Origin of the sequence: Pseudoalteromonas sp. SWXJZ10B (assembly GCF_015864475.1) — a bacterium.
In the GTDB taxonomy this organism is placed as follows: Bacteria; Pseudomonadota; Gammaproteobacteria; order Enterobacterales; family Alteromonadaceae; genus Pseudoalteromonas; species Pseudoalteromonas arctica.
This window is the reverse complement of record NZ_JADYXD010000026.1, coordinates 1-22651: the sequence shown is the minus strand read 5'-3', so window position 1 is coordinate 22651 and position 22651 is coordinate 1. Positions and strand designations below refer to the sequence as shown.

Here is a 22651-nt window from a genome sequence, read left to right as displayed (position 1 = left end):
GTAATTAACTCTACAGCGTTTAACTCTTATGTTTGTTATTAAAAAAATGATTGGTGGCTTACTTATGCCACTGCCTCTATTTGGTTTATTTGCGTGCCTGATGCTCCTACTCGCATTTAAAGGCCGCAAATCAGCTCTCTTCTTATCTACTTTAAGCTTAATTGTATTACTTGCATTGAGCACACCCTTTATCGCCAATTTAATTATCCAAAATAATGAACCTGCGTCGCTTGCATTTAATACCCTAAAGCATCCAAAAATAGACAAAATAGTTGTACTAGGTTGCGATATAAACCCAAATCCTGCACTCAGTGCTAATAATCAATTAGGCAATTGTGCGCTAACGCGCTTAGTAGAAGGTGTAAAGCTAGCAAAGCACTACCCTAATGCAGAGCTTATAGTGTCAGGCGGGGGTTATCAAAATACCACTAATAGCGGGCTTATGTATCAAACGGCAATTAGTTTAGGTGTTAATAAGAGTCGTATATTCCAAAACCCAAAAGCGATGGATACCGCAGCAGAAGCTAAATTATTAGCACCTAAATTAGTTGATTTTAAAGTCGCGCTAGTAACATCTGTGCTGCACATGCCTCGCGCCAAAGACTTATTTAATGCTCAAGGTATTGAAGTAATAACCGCAGCCACTGATTACCATAACTTTGCTGTATTACCGTGGCATAAACAATTTATACCTAATGCTCAGGCTTTAATGGTAGTAACGCAGTATGCTCATGAAGTAATTGGAAATGCATGGATCACAGTGCGCCGCTGGGCAAACCCAGAAGCGCTTTAGTTTTTCACTAAGAAACAGATACTACTAAACAGGGTTATCTATATCTATAAACGTGACGTCAAAGCCATGTTCTTGAGCAAGCAACTCACCCAAAGCTTTTACGCCATAGCGCTCTGTTGCATGGTGCCCAGCTGCAAAAAAATCAATATTTTGCTCACGAGAGCTATGAATAGTTTGCTCCGATGCCTCACCTGTTAGGTAGGCATCAATGCCTTGCTCTGCAGCTAAATCAATATACCCTTGCCCACCACCGGTGCACAGTGCAATGGTTTCAATTTTTGTTGAACGTACTAAACTTGTGAGTGGGGTTCGATTTAGCACTTTTGCAATTTTATCTGCAAAATCTTCACCACTTAATGGTGTTTTTAAACGCCCTTTCATTGCTACGCTATTTGAAGTTGGCTCTAGCCCTGTTTCAATTTCAATATCCAATAACTTTGCTAGTTGCGCGTTATTGCCAACTGCTGGATGAATATCGAGTGGTAAGTGATAGCCAAATAAATTAATATCGTGTGCTAATAACGCACCTATACGACGCTTTTTCATTCCCGTTATTGGTTGGGATTCCCCTTTCCAAAAAAATCCATGGTGAACTAAAATAGCATCTGCTTGTTGCTCAATGGCAGCATCTATTAATGCTTGACTTGCGGTTACACCCGTCACAATTTTTTTAATTTCGTTTTTACCTTCAACTTGTAAGCCATTTGGGCAAAAATCTTTAATTAATTGAGGTTTTAAAATGTCATTTAGGAGTTGGTTAAATTCTCTACGTTGCATATAACTTACCTTACTTAGCACTGAATTTTGTGCAAATTTTGGCGTTTATAGCTCTAAAATGGAAGGAAAATCGCAAAAAATTGAAAAACTGTTTTAAAATAGGTATAAATACGGCTTCTTTATCTGTGTTCACAACGTATAGGGTCTCTGATGAGCAAACTAGACAAAACAGAAGTGTTATCTGCCTTTGAAGCAGCGTACGAAACTGCCAATGGTAAAAAACCTGAAATCACAACTAAACCTGGTTGGTACAGCATTGATGGCGGTAAAAATTTACGCCTAGCTGACGTAGCAGAGCTTACTAAAAAGTTAAACTCTGGTAAAACAACTAAAACGAAAAAACCAAAAGCAGCTGCGCCTGTTAAAGCACAGAAAAAAGCGCCATTCACTGTTGTTACCGAAAACGAAGAAGGTTACACAGCTGAAGAACTTTGGATTGTAATTTTAGCTCGTAAAGATCATGACTGTCGCTTACCGCGTGGTGTTGTTTAATCAACATTTATGATTTTTAAAAGAAACCGCGTTAAGCGGTTTTTTTATGTGCGCGATTTACCGAGGAAGACAGTAACCACTTTGCAGCAAAGCCACAAATAACAATGAACATCGTCCCGACTAATACTGGCATAATTAAAAAGTCCCAACTTTGTCCAGATACAATAATCAGAATAGGGTTAGCACCCGCCGCAGGATGCACTGTTTTAGTGAGCATCATGAGTGTAATTGCAAAACCAACAGCTAATGCAATAGATACACTACCGTCACCAACATAAGTTACAAAAACGATCCCCACAAATGCTGTTAAAAGATGACCAAAAATCACATTTTTTGGTTGTGCTAATGGGCTATTTGGTATGCCAAATACAAGTACTGCCGTTGCGCCAAAAGGTGCCATTAACCACAGTCCATAGCCTCCTATATTATTTAGCCAAGATAAAAAACCCAATACTAGCGCTGAAAAAAAGCCAGCAACACAGGCTAATTTAATATCTTCAATATTCATGCTACATCCTTAAATAAGAGTAGACAAACTTGTCTACCTGGCAATGATAGACAAGTCTGTCTACTTATGTCAAGATACCTTTCAGCTAATATTTAAGGGGTTTTATGAATAAACGAGAGCAAATTATTACAACAGCACTTAATCTCTTTTATAGCAAAGGCTTACATGCTGTGGGTATTAATGAAATTCTAGCCGTTTCAGGTATCGCTAAAAAAACGCTTTATAATCACTTCGCAAGCAAAGATGAGCTAATACTTGCTTGCTTAGCCACGCGTGATAAAAACTTTAATAATTGGCTAGAACAAGTCTGTGAAAAACAAAGTGCCCTTGACGTTGCTAATGGATTATTTAAAGGGTTAACGAGCTGGTTTAATAGTGCAGTGCCGGAATTGGGCGATTTTAATGGGTGCTTTTTTATAAACGCAGCAGCAGAATATCCACTCGCAGCGCATACTATTGCAATAAAGTGTAAAGCACATAAACAAGCTGTACTTAAAATTATATTGAACGCTTTACTTGCCACTCCTCAGCTAAAAAACAATAAAGCTAAAGCCGAAAATGTCGCACAAACATTATTTATTCTAAAGGAAGGACTTATATGCCAAGCACGTGTCATGCATACTCAACCACTTATTATGCCAAGCACTGCGTTGCTAAAACACATAATACAAAGCTAAAAAAGCGGCTATGTAGCCGCTTTCGAAAGATCAAAATAAATTATAGCTTTTCGAAGTAAAGTGGTTCGCGCTCTTTTTTACCCACTTCACTCATTGTCTCTGCATTGAATAATCGACCATTGATCATGGTGTAATCTACTTTATCCGAATCTCGAATATTTTTAAGCGGATCGCCATTTATAACCATTAAATCAGCAAGCTTGCCAACTTCAAGTGATCCTACGTTTTTATCAAGCCCTAAATACTTAGCCGGATCGAGTGTTGATGCACGTATAGCTTCAAGTGATGTCATTCCGCCTTGTGCAAACATCCACATCTCCCAGTGTGCACCTAAGCCTTCACGCTGACCGTGAGCACCTAAGTTAACTAATACACCTAGGTCTTGCAGCTCAGCAGCAACGCGTGCGTTATTAAAGTGATTATAGTGATGATCGGGCGCTTTAATGCGGCGCATAGAGCGTGGTAATAATTGATTTTTTGGCACAAATTTACTTAAACGCGGGTGATTCCACACATCAGTTTTATCGTACCAGTAATTTTCACCCCAAATGCCACCATAAGCCACTACAAGCGTAGGTGTGTAACCTACATCACTTTGCGACCATAACTGCTTTATATCGTCGTATATGTGCTCTACAGGGATTGAATGCTCAATACCTGTGTGTCCATCTACAATCATACTTAAGTTATGTTGTAATAATGAGCCGCCTTCTGGTACTACCATCATTTCAAGCATCCGGCCTGCTTCAATAACTTGTTGGCGCTGCTCTCGGCGTGGCTGGTTATACGACTTAACACTAAATGCACCTACTTTTTTAAGGCGCTCTAAATGAAATTTAGCATCGTCTAACGAGTCAATATGCGACGTATAACCTGGCATATTTGCGCCATATAAAATAGTACCCGTTGAGAAAATACGCGGGCCAACAATCATGCCTGCCTTTTGCATTTCGCTTGCGGTAAATATTTCGGAGGTATCGTTTGATGGATCGTGAATTGTAGTTACACCCAGCGCTAAACCTGCAAAGTTTTTCCAGTTTTGCTCAGGTATAATTTCATCACTTGCTTGCGAGCCATGTGCATGAGCATCAACAATACCAGGCATAATAGTTTTGCCTGTTACATCAATAACCTCAGCACCTTTAGGAATGCTTATATCGCTGGCTGTACCAATTGCTTTGATATGCTTGCCATCAGTGATAATTACACCATTTTCAATAACCTTTTCGCCATCCATAGTTATAATTTTTGCACCAGTGAGCGCAATCATACCTTTAGGCTCTGCCATTTTTTTACTGAAACCGATATTATCGCCACTTTTCACTTTAAAGTCGGTATCTTCGGCTTTGTTAATAGCAAACATTCCTTCAAGGCTTGCATGATAAAGCTCAGGCCCTAATGTCCAATAAAGTTTGTTGCTCTTTGCACTCCAACTAATGTTTTCACCAGCACGAACCGATAACTGCTCTATTGGAAATTGACTGTCTTTAGGCCCAATATTAATTGTTTTACCACTTTGAACAAACGGCGTTATAAATACTTTAAATCGCTCAGCAAAAGCGAGGTATTGCCCATCTGGTGATACTCTAAATTCTGTCGCATGCTCTGACTCGTATAGTTTGCGAACTTTTTTACTTTCAAGCTCTACTACGCTAAGCGTTGGTTTTGGCCAAGGACTCATAATGAAAACACGATCGTTTGCATCTCCAAATTGTGGTTGATAACCACTTTTTGAAATAAGCTCACTTTTACCACCTTTAGCGCTTACGCTATAAACCCCCGGATTAAGTGACCACTTAGGGTTTAAAATACTGCCGCCAGTGGCTTTACGATAAACAACCGTTTTACCATCTGGACTAAACGTTGGCTCTACATACTTGCCTGGCTGCGTAGTAATGGTATCGCCACGGCCACTGCGTGCAGACACAACCTTTACGGACCCTTGCTTGTTATCATCCCATGTGGTGTACACAATTTTTTTACCATCGCGAGAATACTGTGGAAATAATTCGTAATGATCTGTTTGCTTTGTTAAACGCTTAATTTTACCCGACTCTAAATCACGTTTATAAATATGCCCAAGCGCTTCAAAAATTGCCGCTTCGCCATCTGGGCTTACTTGCACATTACGCAGCATTTTTACATCAAACTCATCAGTATCTAAGTTTTGTGTAAAGCGCACCGCTTTTTGAATTTTTTTAGTGGTTTGCACTTTAAAAGGAATGGTTTTTACAGATTTGTCTGCAACATCTAGCTTGTGAATTGTACCACCAGCCCAAAATACCAGTTCTTCATTATCGGGTGTCCATGCAATAGTTGGGTATACACCATGAATAGCCCATGTTTCTTGCATATCTCGCTCAAGCTTATCGTAAAGCTTAGTGTGCTCACCGCTGGTTAAGTCATATAAATACAAGCTAGTTTGAAAGTCATCACGCTTTATATACGCCAGTTTTTTACCATCTGGTGATGGTGTAGGCCTAATAGCACCGCCCATCGTATCGATTACAGTTTCAATTTCACCCGTTTCGCGGTCGTAACGTTTAATTTTATAAATGCCCGCTACAGAATCCTTTGAGTAATGAAAGGTTTTACCGGGTGTTGCATCATGCGAAAAGTATACATAACGACCATCAGGTGAAAACATTGGCTCACCTAAATCTTTTTGATCATTTTCACGTTTTGTAAGCTGAACACCCTTGCCACCGGCTTTGTGGTACAACCACACTTCACCGGCACCTAGTGAACGGCTAGCCGTAAAGTGTTTACGCGCAACTAAGTAGTCGCCATTAGGGCTCCATGCAGGGCTATTTAGTAATCTAAAAGTTTCGTCGGTAACTGCGTGTTGGTTTTCGCCATTTAAGTCCATTATCCAAATGTTATCGCCACCACCTTGATCGGAGGTAAACGCAATACTTTTGCCATTAGGACTAAAGCGTGGTTGCATTTGCCATGCAATATCAGAGGTGAGCTTGGTGGCTGTACCACCACTCATTGGCATAGTGTAAATATCACCAAGTAAGTCAAACACCACGGTTTTACCATCAGGGCTTACATCAATATTCATCCATGTGCCCTGCTCAACGCTAATTGCAGCGTCAACAAATTGCCCCTTAGGTGAATCTACTTGCCATTTTTTTTCGTCTTTTTCAGCGGCATTTACCTGCCCTATCGCTAATGACACCGACAGCGCCAATACTGTATGAAGCATTTTTTTCATGCGTTTCTCTCTTGTTATTGTTGCAGTAAAAACTATTTCACATGATTGCAACAAAAACAAACGCAACTTGCCAGCGTTATATGATAAAGCGCGGTTTATGTAGGTTTAATGCCAAACAATAGGGTCAAATTGATAGTAATTAACTAGCATACTGTAAATTTCAGGATCGTATCGGCGAAGCTCTGCGGGTTTTTCGAGGAAGGTTTCGGTGAGTACAGCAAAAAACTCAGCTTCGTTAGTCGCACCATAGCTGTGAATAACATGCGGCATGCTATAGGCAACATGGCTTTTTAACTGGGTGAAGGCGCGGCTAAATACCCTGCCCCACTCTTTGTAATCTGCTGAGCTTTTTAAAATGGGCGTACCCGTTGTTTTACCTGTTTCTTGATCGAGTTGATGCGCAAACTCATGAAATACCAAGTTATGTCCATCGCTTGGTAAACGATTACCCTCAAGTACATCATGCCAGCTTAAAACGAGTGTGCCGCCAGGCCATGACTCGCCTAGTCTTACCGTATTATGGTAACTCACAAGTCCTGCACTATCGCGAGTTGATTGCGGAGCATAATAAGCACTTGGATATAATAAAATTTCTTTTACATTTCTATATAACGGCCACGGTTTATTAAGTACTAATACACACGCATCGGCGGCAACAATTAACTTCATTGCAGACGTTAGCCTTAAGCCATCACAACCGACAAAGCGTTTTTCGTTTAAAAACCACGTAATATGTCGCTCTAATTTTTCTCTGTCGGCGTCGGTCATTTTTTTATAGATGGGCATGCAACGCAGTAAAATATCTTTTTGCTGCGAATTTAAAGCAAAGTCTTTATATTTACTGCGCCATAATCGGTTTTGAATTGATGGCCAACGCCAGAAAATCACCACAAAAAGAATTAAAACAACAATTAACAGTCCATTTATCATGGGGATTTCCTGAGCTAAGGTATGGTATATAAATATGTCCAGCACACGTGTTTTTCAAGCATACAAGGTTATGTATTTGAATATAAAGTAATTCACATCGCATTGCTTATAGATTACTTATAGATTACTTATAGATTACTTATAAATTGTTTACTGCTTTGCACTGCCGTTACTGATGTGTTTAAAGTTAACCTTTGCAAAAGGTATCAAATGTACCCTGCAATGTGCTTATAAATTTCGCTACGTGCAAACCATCCATTAATGAATGGTGTACATCGATAGCTAAAGGCATTGTGCCTGTGTGTTTATCAAACTGACCAAATACAAATTTAGGAATGCCTAAACTCTGCCCTTCACTAAATGCATGCGAAAACGCACTAAAATTCAGCCACGGCAAAACAGATATATGAATTAAATCAGCCTGCCCTTCTGTTTGAGCAAATGCATCAGAAAATAACGGCTGTAATTTCGCTTTTTTGCTTACGCCACTTGCATGATTTGCAAACTCTTTAAACTCGCCTGTGCTGTTAAAATAACTAAAAACAAACGTATCGTTTTCAGACAACTCAACCACACTTGCGCGAACACTATTAAGTAACCATGGTTGATTATCTATTATACGTAGCATTATTGAATCGTACTCATGGCACGCTTTTAAGGTGCAATATACATACGCTTGAAAAAAAGAAAATTGATTGGTTTTGCAATAGTCGTAAAGTGCTTGAGCATCTAAACGCACACACACATTAAAGTAAGGCTGAGAAAAGTGTTTAAATAATTCAAAGTGTTGCTTTCTAGGCCAATTATCTAAATCGATAGGCTGCATGAGAGAAGTTGAGGGAGTCATAATTTGCCGCACAAAATTAAAAATAAAGTGTACCGCTGTTCAGTAATAATTGCATTAACTTACAGATAAACAAAAGGTGTGCAATTGCACACCTTTATATAAATTCAAACTTAGATTACAGACCGTTTTTAATGATCTCTTGCGCTAATTCGTCGGCAATTAAATGCGTTGATTTTTGCTCTTTTTCGCTACGGGCAAAAATTTCAGTTAACGTATTAAAAATACCTTCAACATGTTTATTAGACGCTGCTGCACTGTAACCTTCTGGCGCTGTTTCGTAATAAACATTAATAATACCACCGGCGTTAATTACGTAATCTGGTGCATATAAAATACCTTTTTCACGAATAACTTCACCGTGACGAGACTCTGCCAGCTGATTATTAGCACAGCCTGCAATAATAGTCGCCTTTAAACGCGGTATCGTTAAGTCGTTAACCGTTGCACCTAATGCACATGGTGCATAAACATCAACGCTTAAGTCGTAAATTTCATCAATACCAACTGCAGTGGCGCCAAAATCATTAACTACACGGTCAATTGCTGCTTGGTTAATATCAGTTACAAACAGTTCAGCACCCGCATCATGTAAATGTTTACATAAACCATAAGCAACAGCACCTAAACCTTGAACGGCCACTTTCACACCTGCAAAATTTTGATGACCACGTTGATGCTGTAGCGCTGCTTTAATTCCTAAAAACGTACCGTATGCTGTAAATGGCGATGGGTTACCACTTTTACCTTCAAGGCCCAGTACGTAATTAGTTTCTTTATTCATAATAGCGACATCAGCACATGTGATATTTACATCTTCTGCTGAGTAATAGCTGCCATTTAATCGCTCTAATTGACGACCAAATGCACGGAATAATTGCTCAGATTTAATTTCTTTTGCATTACCAATAATAACAGATTTACCGCCACCAAATGGTAGGCGCGCTACTGCATTTTTATACGTCATGCCTTTTGATAAACGTAGCACGTCGTAAACGGCATCTTCGTCGTTCGCATAATCCCACATTCTACATCCGCCAACAGCAGGACCTAGATTGGTATTATGTACAGCAATAATTGCTTTTAAACCCGACTCTTCATCAGAACAAAAAACTACTTGTTCATGGTTATCAAATTCAACTCGATTAAACACAGCCACTTAAAATACTCCGAAATAGTTAACCCGTGAGAGGGTATGCGCGCTGGAAATTGACGAGACTTTATCACTTCATATTAGAGTTCGCTACACTCACAGATGATAAAACCGATGAAAACATGACTCTTAGATTAAATAATCAAATTAAAACCTTTATACAGATAAAAAACCCATAAAATCATCATTAGGCAGTTTTAAAAACTGCAAATATAAAAACCACACTAACTTACGTTTACGTGAACGTAATGGCATTGCTATATGTAAAGTTTAATATACAAGTACTAACTGCCCGCTAAGCGCTATATTCTATAGGTTTACAGTAAAAAATGATGATTTAGAACAACTGGTCAGATGTGCAAACCTGATCATAGCTATATCTAAAAAACAAAAAAGCGAGCACCAGGCTCGCTTTTAACAACACAACTTAGGTTATTTTAGCTTGCTATCAAGCTCTTCTATTTTAGCTTTCCAGATTGCAGGGCCTTGTGTATGCGCATTGGCGCCCTCACTGTCTACTGCAACGGTCACTGGCATATCTTCTACTTCAAATTCATAAATAGCTTCCATACCTAAATCTTCAAAAGCAACTACGCGTGCTTTTTTAATCGCTTTAGATACTAAGTAAGCTGCGCCGCCTACAGCCATCAAATAAACAGATTTATGCTCTTTAATAGACTCAACAGTCGCAGGTCCACGTTCAGCTTTACCAATCATGCCTACAATGCCTGTTTTTTCTAGCATCATATCGGTAAATTTATCCATGCGAGTAGCTGTTGTAGGGCCTGCAGGACCAACTGCTTCATCGCGTACCGCGTCTACTGGTCCAACGTAATAAATAAATTTATTATCAAAGTCTACGCCTTTTGGTAAACCTTCACCTGAATTGATCATATCTTGCAGACGTTTATGCGCTGCATCACGACCTGTTAAAATAGTGCCTGAAAGTAAAACGGTTTCGCCCATTTTCCATTCTTGAACATCTTTTTTAGTCAGTGTATTTAAGTCAACACGGCGAGTGCCTTCGCCCACTTCAAATGTTACTTGTGGCCAATCTTCTAGTTTAGGCGCTTTTAAATTCGCAGGGCCAGAACCGTCAAGCGTAAAATGTACATGGCGAGTTGCCGCGCAATTTGGGATCATTACTACAGGTTTTGAAGCAGCATGCGTTGGAGCCGTTTTAATTTTAACATCAACAACCGTTGTTAAACCGCCTAAGCCTTGTGCGCCAATGCCTAACTTATTAGCACGGTCAAAAATTTCTAAACGTAGTTTTTCTTCAGTCGTTTCTGCGCCGCGCTCCATTAGTTCATGGATATCAACCGGGTCCATTAACGACTCTTTAGCCATCACTGCCGCTTTTTCAGCCGTACCACCAATACCTATACCTAGCATGCCTGGCGGACACCAACCAGCACCCATTGTTGGTAATGTTTTTTCTACCCATTCAGCAACGTCATCAGACGGGTTTAGCATAACCATTTTACTTTTGTTTTCAGAGCCGCCGCCTTTAGCTGCAACCATTACTTCTACTTTTCCACCCGCTACTAAATCAATATGCACAACCGAAGGCGTGTTATCTTTAGTATTTTTACGCGTGCCAGCAGGGTCTGCAACAATAGATGCACGTAAAGGGTTATCTGGATTCAAATATGCACGACGAGTACCTTCATCAACCATTTGTTGAACGGTTAAATCTGTTTTATCCCACTTAACATCCATACCTACTTTAACAAAACAGGTAATAATACCGGTATCTTGGCAAAGTGGACGCTTGCCTTCAGCCGACATGCGTGAGTTAATTAAAATTTGTGCAATGGCGTCTTTAGCCGCTTTACTTTGTTCTTTGTTGTAAGCTTTTTCGAGAGCTTGAACAAAATCAAGTGGGTGATAGAACGAAATATATTGCAATGCATCTTCAATGCTATCAATAAAGTCTTGCTGACAAATTGTACTCATAGTGGTTCCTTAAGTTACCGTTACGCGTTGTCGCGTAATCTAAATCAAACCGGTGACGGTGGTTTGCACTGTTTTTTACAGCTTAGTGCTGCCAAAAAATTTGACTTATGATACCCTCCCAGCCCGTTTCGAGCCAGTTCTTAAAGGGGCAGTAAATGCTAAACAATAAAAAAAATTGTATTAAATTAGGCATAACACAAAACTGCATTGACGTTTTTGCGCATTTTTCACATTTGCCTTATGCAATTCTATTAGATTCTGCAAATAGTAATCATATAAACAGCCGTTTTGATATTATTGCCATTGAGCCGCAAAGTACCCTTGAAGTAAAAAATAATAAAAGCTTTTTAAATAATATAGAAAGTAGTGATAACTGCTTTGAAATTATGAATAATGAGCTTTCGCATCTTGATAAAACAAAAGCCGATTACGATTTACCCTTTAACGGCGGCTGGCTTGGCTACTTTGGCTACGACCTAGGCCGTACAATTGAAAACATCCCCACTCGTGCTATTGAAGACATTAATCTTCCCCAAATGGCTATTGGCCTTTACTTAGATGCCCTTATTTACGACAAGCAGCAACAAAGCTGGTTTTATGTATCGCAGCCAAACACCGATCGATTAGCGCTTTATGAGCAATACTTAAATACACACCCTAACTCCCAAGTTAATACGCAGTCCTTTGCCCTAAACAGCGACTGGCAATCAAATATGAGCGAAACGGAATACGCTGCAAAGTTTGCCCAAATTGAGGAGTATTTAAAAAGTGGCGATTGTTACCAAATTAATTTAGCGCAGCGCTTTAACGCTCAGTTTGAAGGCTCCCCTTGGGCAGCTTATATTAAACTGCGTGAGGCAAATAAAGCGCCGTTTTCAAGCTTTATAAATCACCCTCAAGGGGCTATTTTATCAATTTCTCCTGAGCGCTTTATATCTGTAAACAATAACGTTGTAGAAACCAAGCCAATTAAAGGCACACTGCCGCGAAAAGCAGATGCACTAGAGGATCAACGCCAAGCGAAAATACTCGCAGCATCAGCTAAAGATCGCGCTGAAAATGTAATGATTGTTGATTTACTACGTAACGACTTAGGCAAAGTAGCAAAACCAGGCAGCGTTCACGTCCCTTCCCTTTTTGCTATTGAAAGCTTTCCGGCAGTGCATCATTTAGTAAGCACGGTAACCTCAGAACTTGATGAAGGTAAAACAGCGGTCGATCAGCTAAAAGCGGCTTTTCCGGGTGGCTCAATCACCGGTGCGCCCAAAATTAGAGCGATGGAAATAATTGAAGAACTAGAACCACATCGCCGCAGCATTTATTGTGGTTCGATTGGTTATTTAAGTGCATGTGGAAATATGGATACGAGTATTACTATTCGCACCTTGGTGTGCCACAAAGCGCAAATTTACTGCTGGGCAGGTGGCGGAATAGTCGCTGATTCTAAAGTCGAATTGGAATATCAAGAAACTTACGATAAAGTAAATAAAATCCTCCCTTTATTAAAACAGTAGGTCGTTTTGAATAGTGAACACATTATGGCGCGGTTTCTGTTAAGCCCTACAGCTGCGCCAAATCAGTTAAAAGACACACGTAAAAAACGCGCTAGCGCGGTTATGCTGCCAATTATTGATATAGATAACCATGCACATATTTTACTGTGTAAACGCCCTACTTATTTACACCATCACCCTGGGGAGATTTGTTTGCCCGGAGGCAAGTTTGAAGTAAGCGACATTACCCTTCGCACCACAGCACTTCGCGAACTAAAAGAAGAGCTAAATATTGCCCAAAGCAACGTTAATGTATTAGGTCACTTACCTGAGTATTCAACCTTAACGGGTTTTAATATTAGCCCCTATGTGGGTTTACTCAAAAAAAACACCACCTGGGAAAATGACTATAATGAAGTACAAGCGAGCTTTTTGCTCTCTGTTACTGAATTAAATAACGAAGCTAACTGGCAACCCTTACCTTTTCAACGATTTGGGAAAACGGTTATTTTGCAAGGTTTTAAAACGCCGCATGGTTTACTTTGGGGTGCGACGGCAAGCATTATAAAAAACTTTACAAAACAACTCGCCTTACCAGTTTAAATCTTCGTTATTAGTAGTTACACAATCACAATTCCACGTTATCATGCTCGACCGTTCAAAGAGCAGCTTCGTGCTGATAAAACAAAGTAGAGACACACACATTATGATCAGTGCATTTGATATGTTTAGCATTGGTATTGGCCCTTCGTCATCACACACCGTTGGCCCAATGCGCGCATCACGCTTATTTGTTAATGACCTACAAGAACAACAATTATTAGCAAATGTGACCGATATTAAAGTAGAGCTTTATGGCTCTCTTGGTCAAACAGGTGTTGGCCATGGCTCGGGTAAAGCCGTAATTCTTGGTTTAGCCGGTTACGATCCTGAAACAATTGATGCCGATTTAGTCGACGACATTTTAGCAACCATTGAAAAAGATCAGGTTATTTATCTAAACAAAACACACAAAGCCAAATTCCCAAAACAAGGTGCTATTGTTTTCCATCGTCGTAAAACACTGCCTAAGCATTCTAATGCAATGGAAATTATCGCCTCAAACAACGGCGAAAAAGTTTACAGCAAAGTATATTACTCTATTGGCGGTGGCTTCATTGTTACCGACGAAGAGTTTGAAAACGAAAAACAGGCTGCCCTCGATATTAGAGAAGAAAATCCAGCCCCTTTCCCATTTGGTAGCGCAAAAGAACTACTAGAGATGTGTAAAGAGTCTGGGTTTAGTGTTTCTACCTTGATGATGAAAAACGAAAAAACACTGCGCACTGAAGACGAAGTAAAAGACACATTGTTCCATATTTGGAAAGTAATGATGGCTTGTATTGACCGTGGTATGCGCACCGAAGGTATTTTACCTGGCGGCTTAAAAGTAAAGCGCCGTGCGCCCAGCTTATACTTAAAACTAAATATAGAGGTCAGTAACGACCCGCTTCGTGCAATGGACTGGGTTGATTTATTTGCCCTTGCCGTAAACGAAGAAAATGCGGCAGGTGGCCGTGTAGTTACTGCACCAACTAATGGTGCTGCGGGTATTTTACCGGCTGTGCTTATGTACTATCACACATTTGTGAAAGAAGTAGACCGCGATATAGCCACGCGTTATTTATTAACCGCTGCTGCTATTGGTATTTTATATAAAAAGAATGCCTCTATATCGGGTGCCGAAGTAGGTTGCCAAGGTGAAGTCGGCGTTGCGTGCTCTATGGCTGCAGGCGCATTAACAGAAATTGTTGGTGGCAATGTTGTGCAAGTAGAAAACGCAGCAGAAATTGGTATGGAACATAATTTAGGCCTAACGTGCGACCCCGTTGGTGGCTTAGTACAAGTGCCGTGTATTGAACGTAATGCAATGGGCGCTATTAAAGCAATTAACGCTTCACGTTTAGCTATACGTGGCAGTGGCGAGCAAAAGGTATCGCTTGATAAAGTGATTAAAACCATGCTTGAAACTGGTAACGATATGAAAACTAAATATAAAGAAACCGCTCGCGGTGGATTGGCTGTTAATATTATCGAATGTTAATCAGCTCGCTATAAAAAGAAAAAGCCGCCTATTTTTAAAATAGGCGGCTTTTTTATTATTCGTTTAATGTAGTGACATTATTTAACGGGTAACTCTATATCTGCAAATAACTTATCTACGTCATCTTGGTTACGTAATAAGCTTGCTCGCTCCACGCGCTCTTTAGTTAAATGCGGTGCAAAACGTTCGATAAAATCATACATATAAGTACGTAAAAAACTGCCCTTTCTAAAACCAATTTTGGTCGTGCTAGCTTCAAATAAGTGGCTTGCATCAATACACACTAAATCGGTATCGCTTACTTGATCTATCGCCATTGAAGCAACAACACCAACTCCTAAACCCAGTCGTACGTATGTTTTTATAACATCAGCATCGGTTGCGGTAAATACAATGTGTGGTTCAAGCCCGTGTGCGCTAAACGCTTTATCCAACTCTGAGCGGCCCGTAAAACCAAATACATATGTAATGAGTGGATATTGAGCAATATCAGCAACGGTTAAACTATTTGCCTTTTTAGCCAACGGATGGTCTTTAGCGACAACAATACTGCGATTCCAATGGTAGCAAGGCAGCATAACTAAATCTGAATACAAATGCAGTGCTTCTGTTGCAATAGCAAAATCGGCATCACCGCGTGCTGCAGCATCCGATATTTGCTGTGGAGTACCTTGGTGCATATGAAGCGATACCGCAGGGTATTTTTTCATAAACCCTTGAATTACGTTAGGCAAAGCATAACGCGCTTGGGTATGTGTTGTAGCAATATTTAACTTACCTTGATCAGGTAGCGTATGCTCATTAGCAACGGCTTTAATACCTTCTACTTTAGAGAGTATTTCACGAGAAATATTAATAATATCTTCGCCGGCACCGGTTACATGCGTTAAATGCTTACCACTGCGACCAAAAATTTGCACACCCAACTCATCTTCTAACATGCGTACTTGTTTAGAAATTCCTGGCTGCGAGGTAAATAAACTCTCAGCAGTCGCTGAAACATTTAATTTATGATTTTGTACTTCTACGATGTATCTGAGTTGTTGTAATTTCATGGCTGCAAATTTTAACGTTATTATTCATATTATTTATAAAGGCAATACCGCTTAAAACCAAGTGTTATTTACGTAAAATAGCACTTTAGGTCTTTAGGTGTGCAATTATCTGATTAGAGCTCAAGGCTAGCATAATAAATATGCTTCAGGTAGCGATGATTATTCAGCTTTAGTTTATAAGCCCTTAGGCTTACTGCAGTTTATAAAGAGCTCAACCTATCAATTTTTTGGTATATTTTTTAAGTTAATCGGCGCAAAGCTACCCTGTTAACGTATATTTAATGTAAGATTAAATAATTAGGTTATATATCCGAGAATTACACCATGATCGTTTCTATTATAATAGTGCTTATAGTTGCATTGATTGTGATTGCACTTTGGGTAAGTGCTGTACAACAACACAAAGAAAAACAAGAGGCAGAACGCCGTAAAGAGCTTACAAAACAGAAAGCTATAATAGAAGAAACGGAAGAGGCACTAATGAATAGTGCTAACATCCCCCTTTCTGAAAATCTAATTCGTACATTACAGCGCCGTATTTACGAAGCCTTAAATACAATGGTTACTAACTCGCAAACATCTAAAGCACTTAAAAGCCGCTTAAGTGAAGCAAAAACGCACTTATCTAATCCAGTTCAAGATAATAGCAGTGAAGCTTTAACGCTACCGAGTAATGACAAACAACTTGTAGGCCTAATTCAAGGCATTAAAAAATTACGCTCAATTTTACGCTCTGAACACAGCAAAGGTCGTATTGATAGCCAAGTTTTTGTTTTAGAAGATAAACGTCTCGAAAAACTACAACTGCGTATTAATATTGAAAGCCAAATAAAACGGGGCCTATCTGCCCGTTCAGCAAGTATGGTTGGCTCTGCAAGACAGTACTTTGAAAAAGCGCAGGCAACACTCAGTGCAGTCACCTACTCTGATGAATACGTAACAACAAAACGGCTAGAAGTTGAGGGTTACTTAGAGGCAATTAGTGTTGAACTGAGAGCTTCTAATGCAAGCGCACTTAAAAAGAAAACAGAAGAAGAGCAAGACGACTTAGATATACTGTTTGCTCCTAAAAAGAAATGGTAGTGCTTTTATAAAAGCATTAAAAAAGCCTGCACAAATTAAAATTTGTGCAGGCTTTTTTGTATTTTTGTTAGCTATTAAGACAAAAATGCAAACTTGAAAACAAACAAGGCTGTTAATATCCAAACACTAATACTGACTTGATCTTGCTTACCGCACAAGACTTTAACCGCCGTATAAGATATAAAACCAAGTGCAATACCGTGCGCAATCGAAAACGTTAATGGTGTCATTAGTAATACCACAGTAACAGGAATTGCATCGGTCATATCATCCCAGTTTACAAACTTTAAATTTTGCAGCATCAGAACAGCGACATATAAAATAGCGCCTGCCGTAGCATAAGCCGGTACCATTTGTGCAAGCGGTGCAAAAAACATCATTAGTAAAAAGCAAATGCCTACAACTACAGCTGTTAAGCCAGTACGTCCGCCAACAGATACACCAGCAACCGATTCTATATACGATGTAGTCGTAGACGTACCTAGCATCGCACCTGCAATTGTTGCTGAGCTGTCAGCACTTAATGCGCGCCCTAAACGAGGCATGTTACCTTTTTCATCAGCTAAACCTGCTTTTTGAGTTACCGCAACTAATGTACCCGAAGTATCAAAAAGATCGACAAACAAGAAAGCAAAAATAACACTCATCATTGATATATCAAAAGCGGCTGCAAAATCTAGCTGCATAAAAGTAGGCATTATTGATGGTGGCATAGCCATAACACCGTGATATTCAACAAGCCCCAAACTTAAAGCAATGCCAGTCACTAATAAAATACTAATAAGCACGCCACTTTTAAAATCGCGGTATAAAAGCGCTGCAATTACAAAAAAGCTTAATATAGCCAATAACGGTCCTGGAGAAGTAATGTCGCCCAACTGCACTAATGTTGCCGGGCTTGAGACAATAATGCCTGCATTTTTAAGGGCAATTAATGCTAAAAAAGCACCTATACCCGTTGCGATTGCTCGCTTGAGCACCAGAGGTATGGCATTAATAATCCACTCTCTGACTTTAAATAAGCTTAAAAACAAAAATATACAACCCGACATAAATACAGCCCCTAACGCGGCTTGCCAGGTATAACCCATTCCTAATACGACACCATACGTAAAAAAGGCATTTAGTCCCATACCAGGCGCTAATGCTAATGGATAATTAGCCCATAAACCCATTATAAAACAGCCTATCGCAGCTGCTATACATGTCGCTACAAATGCAGCCCCTTGATCCATCCCAGCCTCTGCGAGCATAGCCGGGTTTACAAATACAATGTATACCATAGTTATAAAGGTAGTTAGGCCAGCAACGCATTCGCGTTTAACTGTTGAATTATTTTCGCTCAGTTTAAATAAGGCTTCGAACATAATAAACTTGTGATAGTAAAAAGTGGCGAGATTTTAACATAAAAATTATCTTTTACAGGACATTTTACCTTGCTATATACTAAACTGTTAGAGTAGTTAAAATAATAAATGAACCAATATGCTTAAAACAACACCTTGTGAGCAAGACTTAGAGCAACAGCTAGATAATATTTTAGGTTTTGTTACTCAACCCGAAAATACCTCTGTGCCCGTTGATAATAAAAAAGATGAGCAAAGTACGTTAAATAAAGCCCTATATTATTTAAAAAATAATCAAGCTCCATTGGCTGCAAAATGGATGCGACTTGCTGCAATGGCGGGAAACCATAGAGCACAGTTTTATTTAGGTTTATTTTTTGTGAAAGGTGAAGGCGTGCCACAAAGTGTATTTCATGCTGTAGCTTGGTTAAGCTTAGCAAGTAGCCAAGGGTACGCCCCTGCCACTGCAGCGGTTACAGATATACGCAAACATATCGAAACTAAGCGATTTAAAGATGCTCAGTGTTATGCGGCAAGTTTGTACGAACAAATCCACCAACTCCAGTTTTCTCATATGATCCCTCGCACGAGTGAAAACACATAAGCTAGCTATGGCAGAAGTACTGTATGCAGTGTAAAAAAATACTGTATATGGTTACAAAGATAATCCTATACAGTATAAAACCCCAAAATGAAGACACTACGAAAAAAATTATTTTTAGAATACCTTCTCAAAAACAACCCTATAACAACCTGATTAATAAAGAATTATAAATTAAAAAAATAAAAACAATGATCAAAAGCTGAATAACTGTACAAATAAATAGCATAAAAGGCTTGCACGAAAGCACTGTATAAACTACTGTATATGAATACTGTATAAAAACCCAGTGAGTGAAATTATGTTACAGCCTATTACCGTAAGAACAGTTAAAAGTTACCAACAAGATGAGCAAAGCGATTGCGTGAATTTGATTCAAATTGAAGATGAAATTTCAGCGACCTTTGAGCTTTTAAAAGTATTACACCAATACAATAGCTCTAATGCATGGACGTTACTAATTGCTCCAGATCACGTACCTAGCAAAGCTTTACTTGACTCATGCTCTATTGATACAAGTAAATTACTTGTTATTAGACAAAAGCACCTAGTAAATTTAGAGTATGTATTAAATTCTGCATTACATAACGGAAACTTTGCAGCGGTAATTACCTGGACCGATATAGTTAATAACCAACTACTTACGAATTTATCGTTCGATTTAAGTAAAACGAATACAAAACTATACTGTTTTACTAAAAAGTCTCAAACAACAGAGATATCACTCGCCCAATAAGCTTGTTAAACTAATGTTTTAGACTTTGTATTATTATTATGACTTCACTCAATACCACATTATGTTTTTGCAGCAGTGGGCACAATTATGCTGATTGCTGCGAGCCGCTTCACTTATCTGTTAAGCAAGCTGATTCTCCTGAACAACTTATGCGCTCACGATTCAGTGCTTATGTTATTAAAAATGCAGAATATGTTTATCAAACCTACGCAAAAGAAAAACAAGCTGAAAATCCGGTTAAAGAAATCAATGATTTTGCTAACAGCTGTCGATTTATAAATCTTGATGTAATTGGGTCAAGCCATGATGGCGATACCGGTACTGTAGAATTTAAAGCCCAATATTTTTATCAAAACTTATTTTGTGAGCTCCACGAAAAATCGCAGTTTATTAAAGAAAACACTCAATGGCGTTATTTAGATGGCACTATATATCCTGTTGAAGATATTAAAGTGGGCAGAAATGATGACTGCCCATGTGGTAGCAATAAAAAGTACAAAAAATGTCATAGCGTGTAATAAATAATCTTATTTAATATTTATCACCTACAAGGTGTTTTTAAGTGGCAAAGTGATTTATTAGCTAGCTAAACTTAAAAACACACTTGGTTACGACCTTGCATTTTGGACTCATACATTTTTTCATCTGCGATCTGCAAGGTGTTTTTGTTATTTACGTACGGTTGTAGGGTTGCACCGCCAATACTAATAGTCACAAAGTCATATTCTGAATATCTGTGTAATATTCCTAAATCGACCACATTTTGTTTAATTTTATCAGCAACACAAATCGCACCTTCAGTGCTTGTATGCGGTAAAACAACTACAAACTCTTCGCCGCCGTAACGCGCAACAAAATCGGTTGGCCTTTGCAAACTATTAGTAATAGTTTGTGCAACAAGGTTTAAAACCGTATCGCCTTGCACATGACCATAAAGATCGTTGTATTGCTTAAAGTAGTCTATATCGATGAGTAATAGTGCATAGTCGACTTTTTCTCGTAAGGCGCTTCGTTCCATTTTAGAAAAATGCGCATCAAAATAACGACGATTGAATACCTTTGTTAAATCATCTAGAAATACTTTTTGATTGAGTAAGTCATGTTGAAGTTTCATCGTAATATGGGCGCGCACTCTTCTATATAAAGTTTCCGAGTTAGTTGGTTTCTTTATAAAATCTACAGCTCCGGCTTCCCAGCACTCTTCTTCTTGATTTTCAGATGAGGTTACAAAAATAACGGGGATATCTTGTGTTTCAGATATATTTTTTAATTTTAGACATGTTTCAATACCACTCATTCCTTCCATATTAATATCGAGTAGTATTATATCTGGCGGATTATGTTTACAAATTTCAATCGCATCCTCACCACAGCTCGTTGTTGTTACACTAAAATGCTCTGATAATATTTTTTTTAATACAATTAAGCTTAATAGCTGATCGTCAACGACAAGTACCTTAGAGCTCTTTAAGCTTAATTTCAATTGGTGGTCAGAGTAATTTATCGGCATGGTACAACTGTTTTGTTTTTTTTATTAAACACACCCTATATCACTACATTTTGTTATGCAAATGTTAATAAAGTAAGATTCTACTTATTGGTTACTAATAAAAATGATTTATGGTGAATCTTTAATGCATAAAAACAAAAAATGAGCCACTTGGGCTCATTTTAAAACTTCGAACACTTAATTAAATTAAGTGTTATTCGTCATCATCTAAATCTAACTGTTGACGTTGAGCAGGTCGAGCTAAAATCTCTACATAGAAAGAGGTCAAACCTTGCTTTTCAATTTCGCCAATTTGGTTACTTAATTCAGCAACGTGCACAACTTGCGCATCTTCAGCTGTGTTACCAAACTTACAGTCAAATGCCCAATAGTCAGCATCTTCAGGTAGCGTTTTATTACGCTCTCTTTTCAAATATTTTTTCACTTCGTGCTTTGCAGCATCAACCATACGAGGGTATTTGATTTTCTCGTGATTTAGCGTGAATGTTTTCTTCATTACGTTCCTAATTACCTTGGTTTAATGATAATGGCATTTCATGTCATACCATTTGACGCCATTATAGCAATTGCATTTAATTTTTGGATGCTTTTTTTTCATTAAATCAATTATTAGCAAATATATAAAGCAGACCCGTTATAAAGCATATATTAACTGGTGATTATTACAATCATATATCACACCGCAATGAGCTGAAGTGGTTGATGTAATGCATCATTATTAAGGCTGTCGTAAAAAGCAGCTGCATCTATAGGGGGATTAGCTAGTTGGGTTTGTTCGCTTTTAATTCTTCTTCTGACGGCAAGCTCACAGTTATCTATTATATTAAGTGGAATATGCTTATCATCATTTCTAATCGCAAGTGGTTCAGGGCTTAAGCATTGTCTTAACTTAATACTTGTCATACCACAGTGCTCTCCTTCTTGAGATATTAATGATGCATTAAATTGTCCAACCAACATATTATATTCATCAGGGGCTAAAAGTTGCTTTGGACCTGCGCCAAATTGCTTTCTTAACGCCTCTTCTTCTATAACTAAATTATCTATTTCAGTTTTTGGTAAATGAAATTGACTAAAGTCGAGTGCGTCATGTGACAGCATCGCTAATAATAGTGCAAATTCGCCACGGCGATTTTCATGCACACTATTATTGAGTCTACTGTTTAACTGACTCTCTGTGATTAACAAATCATCTATTTGCATAGTCTTTAGCCGATTGTGGTAACTGATAGATATTTATCGGCTTTATTTCAATTTTCTTTAGCTTTTTTCTTTACTTAAATACGCAATTTGCTATTATCAGCGCCGTTGCATTGGAGGGGTTCCCGAGCGGCCAAAGGGATCAGACTGTAAATCTGACGGCTCAGCCTTCGCTGGTTCGAATCCAGCTC

General features: G+C 38.8%; 22 protein-coding genes. 10 read left to right on the top strand and 12 right to left on the bottom strand.

Annotated elements, in window-relative coordinates:
- The first annotated feature begins 28 nt into the window (after positions 1 to 28).
- Positions 29 to 793, top strand: coding sequence for a YdcF family protein (locus I6F54_RS17600; RefSeq protein WP_165740294.1), 765 nt, complete (start codon positions 29 to 31; stop codon positions 791 to 793).
- Between the two features lie 24 nt (positions 794 to 817).
- On the opposite strand, the gene I6F54_RS17595 is transcribed toward I6F54_RS17600, so the two are convergent.
- Positions 818 to 1570 carry a Nif3-like dinuclear metal center hexameric protein gene (locus I6F54_RS17595; protein ID WP_010555099.1) on the bottom strand — a complete coding sequence of 251 codons (753 nt, stop codon included), beginning with the start codon at positions 1568 to 1570 and terminating at the stop codon, positions 818 to 820.
- Positions 1571 to 1720: 150 nt separating this feature from the next.
- On the opposite strand from I6F54_RS17595, the gene I6F54_RS17590 reads away from it, so the two are divergent.
- The gene (locus I6F54_RS17590) at positions 1721 to 2062 is read left to right on the top strand and encodes a hypothetical protein (RefSeq protein WP_002961684.1); all 342 of its coding nucleotides are present in this window, start codon (positions 1721 to 1723) and stop codon (positions 2060 to 2062) included.
- A 31-nt stretch (positions 2063 to 2093) separates the two neighbouring features.
- Here I6F54_RS17590 and I6F54_RS17585 read toward each other — a convergent pair whose 3' ends face one another.
- On the bottom strand, positions 2094 to 2570 hold the full coding sequence (locus tag I6F54_RS17585) for an HPP family protein (RefSeq protein ID WP_197142473.1): 477 nt from the start codon (positions 2568 to 2570) through the stop codon (positions 2094 to 2096).
- A gap of 104 nt (positions 2571 to 2674) precedes the next feature.
- Here I6F54_RS17585 and I6F54_RS17580 point away from each other — a divergent pair, with 104 nt between their 5' ends.
- The gene (locus I6F54_RS17580; RefSeq protein WP_197142471.1) at positions 2675 to 3247 is read left to right on the top strand and encodes a TetR/AcrR family transcriptional regulator; all 573 of its coding nucleotides are present in this window, start codon (positions 2675 to 2677) and stop codon (positions 3245 to 3247) included.
- 40 nt (positions 3248 to 3287) lie between these two features.
- On the opposite strand, the gene I6F54_RS17575 is transcribed toward I6F54_RS17580, so the two are convergent.
- The 5 genes from I6F54_RS17575 to I6F54_RS17555 form a co-directional block, all read right to left on the bottom strand.
- Entirely contained in the window at positions 3288 to 6467 is a 3180-nt protein-coding gene (locus I6F54_RS17575; protein WP_197142469.1) for an amidohydrolase family protein, read from the bottom strand.
- A 105-nt stretch (positions 6468 to 6572) separates the two neighbouring features.
- Positions 6573 to 7397 carry a M90 family metallopeptidase gene (locus I6F54_RS17570; protein WP_002961680.1) on the bottom strand — a complete coding sequence of 275 codons (825 nt, stop codon included), beginning with the start codon at positions 7395 to 7397 and terminating at the stop codon, positions 6573 to 6575.
- A gap of 187 nt (positions 7398 to 7584) precedes the next feature.
- The gene (locus I6F54_RS17565) at positions 7585 to 8223 is read right to left on the bottom strand and encodes a CatA-like O-acetyltransferase (protein WP_165728271.1); all 639 of its coding nucleotides are present in this window, start codon (positions 8221 to 8223) and stop codon (positions 7585 to 7587) included.
- A gap of 136 nt (positions 8224 to 8359) precedes the next feature.
- A complete protein-coding gene (locus I6F54_RS17560; protein WP_197142467.1) occupies positions 8360 to 9400 on the bottom strand; it encodes a Leu/Phe/Val dehydrogenase in 1041 nt (346 codons plus the stop codon).
- 426 nt (positions 9401 to 9826) lie between these two features.
- Positions 9827 to 11353: a fumarate hydratase gene (locus I6F54_RS17555; protein WP_007583843.1), complete on the bottom strand. Its 1527-nt coding sequence runs from the start codon at positions 11351 to 11353 to the stop codon at positions 9827 to 9829.
- A gap of 155 nt (positions 11354 to 11508) precedes the next feature.
- Between I6F54_RS17555 and pabB the strand changes: the two genes are divergently transcribed.
- The 3 genes from pabB to I6F54_RS17540 all read left to right on the top strand — a co-directional run bounded on the left by pabB (position 11509) and on the right by I6F54_RS17540 (position 14929).
- Complete coding sequence (gene pabB / locus I6F54_RS17550; protein ID WP_165728211.1) at positions 11509 to 12867, top strand: aminodeoxychorismate synthase component I; 1359 nt, start codon at positions 11509 to 11511, stop codon at positions 12865 to 12867.
- A 6-nt stretch (positions 12868 to 12873) separates the two neighbouring features.
- Positions 12874 to 13449, top strand: coding sequence for an NUDIX hydrolase (locus tag I6F54_RS17545; RefSeq protein ID WP_165741846.1), 576 nt, complete (start codon positions 12874 to 12876; stop codon positions 13447 to 13449).
- Between the two features lie 103 nt (positions 13450 to 13552).
- Complete coding sequence (locus tag I6F54_RS17540) at positions 13553 to 14929, top strand: L-serine ammonia-lyase (protein WP_010555091.1); 1377 nt, start codon at positions 13553 to 13555, stop codon at positions 14927 to 14929.
- Positions 14930 to 15006: 77 nt separating this feature from the next.
- Here I6F54_RS17540 and cysB read toward each other — a convergent pair whose 3' ends face one another.
- Entirely contained in the window at positions 15007 to 15984 is a 978-nt protein-coding gene (gene cysB / locus I6F54_RS17535) for an HTH-type transcriptional regulator CysB (protein WP_002961670.1), read from the bottom strand.
- Positions 15985 to 16308: 324 nt separating this feature from the next.
- Between cysB and I6F54_RS17530 the strand changes: the two genes are divergently transcribed.
- Positions 16309 to 17067, top strand: a complete 759-nt coding sequence (locus I6F54_RS17530; protein WP_007583833.1) for a hypothetical protein — start codon at positions 16309 to 16311, stop codon at positions 17065 to 17067.
- A 74-nt stretch (positions 17068 to 17141) separates the two neighbouring features.
- Here the strand turns inward: I6F54_RS17530 and I6F54_RS17525 are convergent, their stop codons facing one another.
- Positions 17142 to 18434 carry an NCS2 family permease gene (locus I6F54_RS17525; RefSeq protein WP_010555089.1) on the bottom strand — a complete coding sequence of 431 codons (1293 nt, stop codon included), beginning with the start codon at positions 18432 to 18434 and terminating at the stop codon, positions 17142 to 17144.
- A gap of 118 nt (positions 18435 to 18552) precedes the next feature.
- Between I6F54_RS17525 and I6F54_RS17520 the strand changes: the two genes are divergently transcribed.
- From I6F54_RS17520 to I6F54_RS17510, 3 genes are all read left to right on the top strand, one after another.
- Positions 18553 to 19017, top strand: a complete 465-nt coding sequence (locus I6F54_RS17520; RefSeq protein ID WP_007583707.1) for a tetratricopeptide repeat protein — start codon at positions 18553 to 18555, stop codon at positions 19015 to 19017.
- Positions 19018 to 19315: 298 nt separating this feature from the next.
- Positions 19316 to 19750 (top strand): SulA-like leucine-rich domain-containing protein, encoded by a 435-nt coding sequence (locus I6F54_RS17515; RefSeq protein ID WP_007583705.1) that lies wholly within the window; start codon positions 19316 to 19318, stop codon positions 19748 to 19750.
- Between the two features lie 38 nt (positions 19751 to 19788).
- On the top strand, positions 19789 to 20268 hold the full coding sequence (locus I6F54_RS17510; protein ID WP_010555087.1) for a YchJ family protein: 480 nt from the start codon (positions 19789 to 19791) through the stop codon (positions 20266 to 20268).
- Between the two features lie 74 nt (positions 20269 to 20342).
- Here I6F54_RS17510 and I6F54_RS17505 read toward each other — a convergent pair whose 3' ends face one another.
- The 3 genes from I6F54_RS17505 to I6F54_RS17495 all read right to left on the bottom strand — a co-directional run bounded on the left by I6F54_RS17505 (position 20343) and on the right by I6F54_RS17495 (position 22463).
- Positions 20343 to 21260 (bottom strand): GGDEF domain-containing response regulator, encoded by a 918-nt coding sequence (locus I6F54_RS17505; RefSeq protein WP_024598317.1) that lies wholly within the window; start codon positions 21258 to 21260, stop codon positions 20343 to 20345.
- 193 nt (positions 21261 to 21453) lie between these two features.
- Entirely contained in the window at positions 21454 to 21756 is a 303-nt protein-coding gene (locus I6F54_RS17500) for a DUF6172 family protein (RefSeq protein ID WP_002961433.1), read from the bottom strand.
- Between the two features lie 179 nt (positions 21757 to 21935).
- The gene (locus tag I6F54_RS17495; RefSeq protein ID WP_165728208.1) at positions 21936 to 22463 is read right to left on the bottom strand and encodes a VC2046/SO_2500 family protein; all 528 of its coding nucleotides are present in this window, start codon (positions 22461 to 22463) and stop codon (positions 21936 to 21938) included.
- Positions 22464 to 22651: the final 188 nt, after the last annotated feature.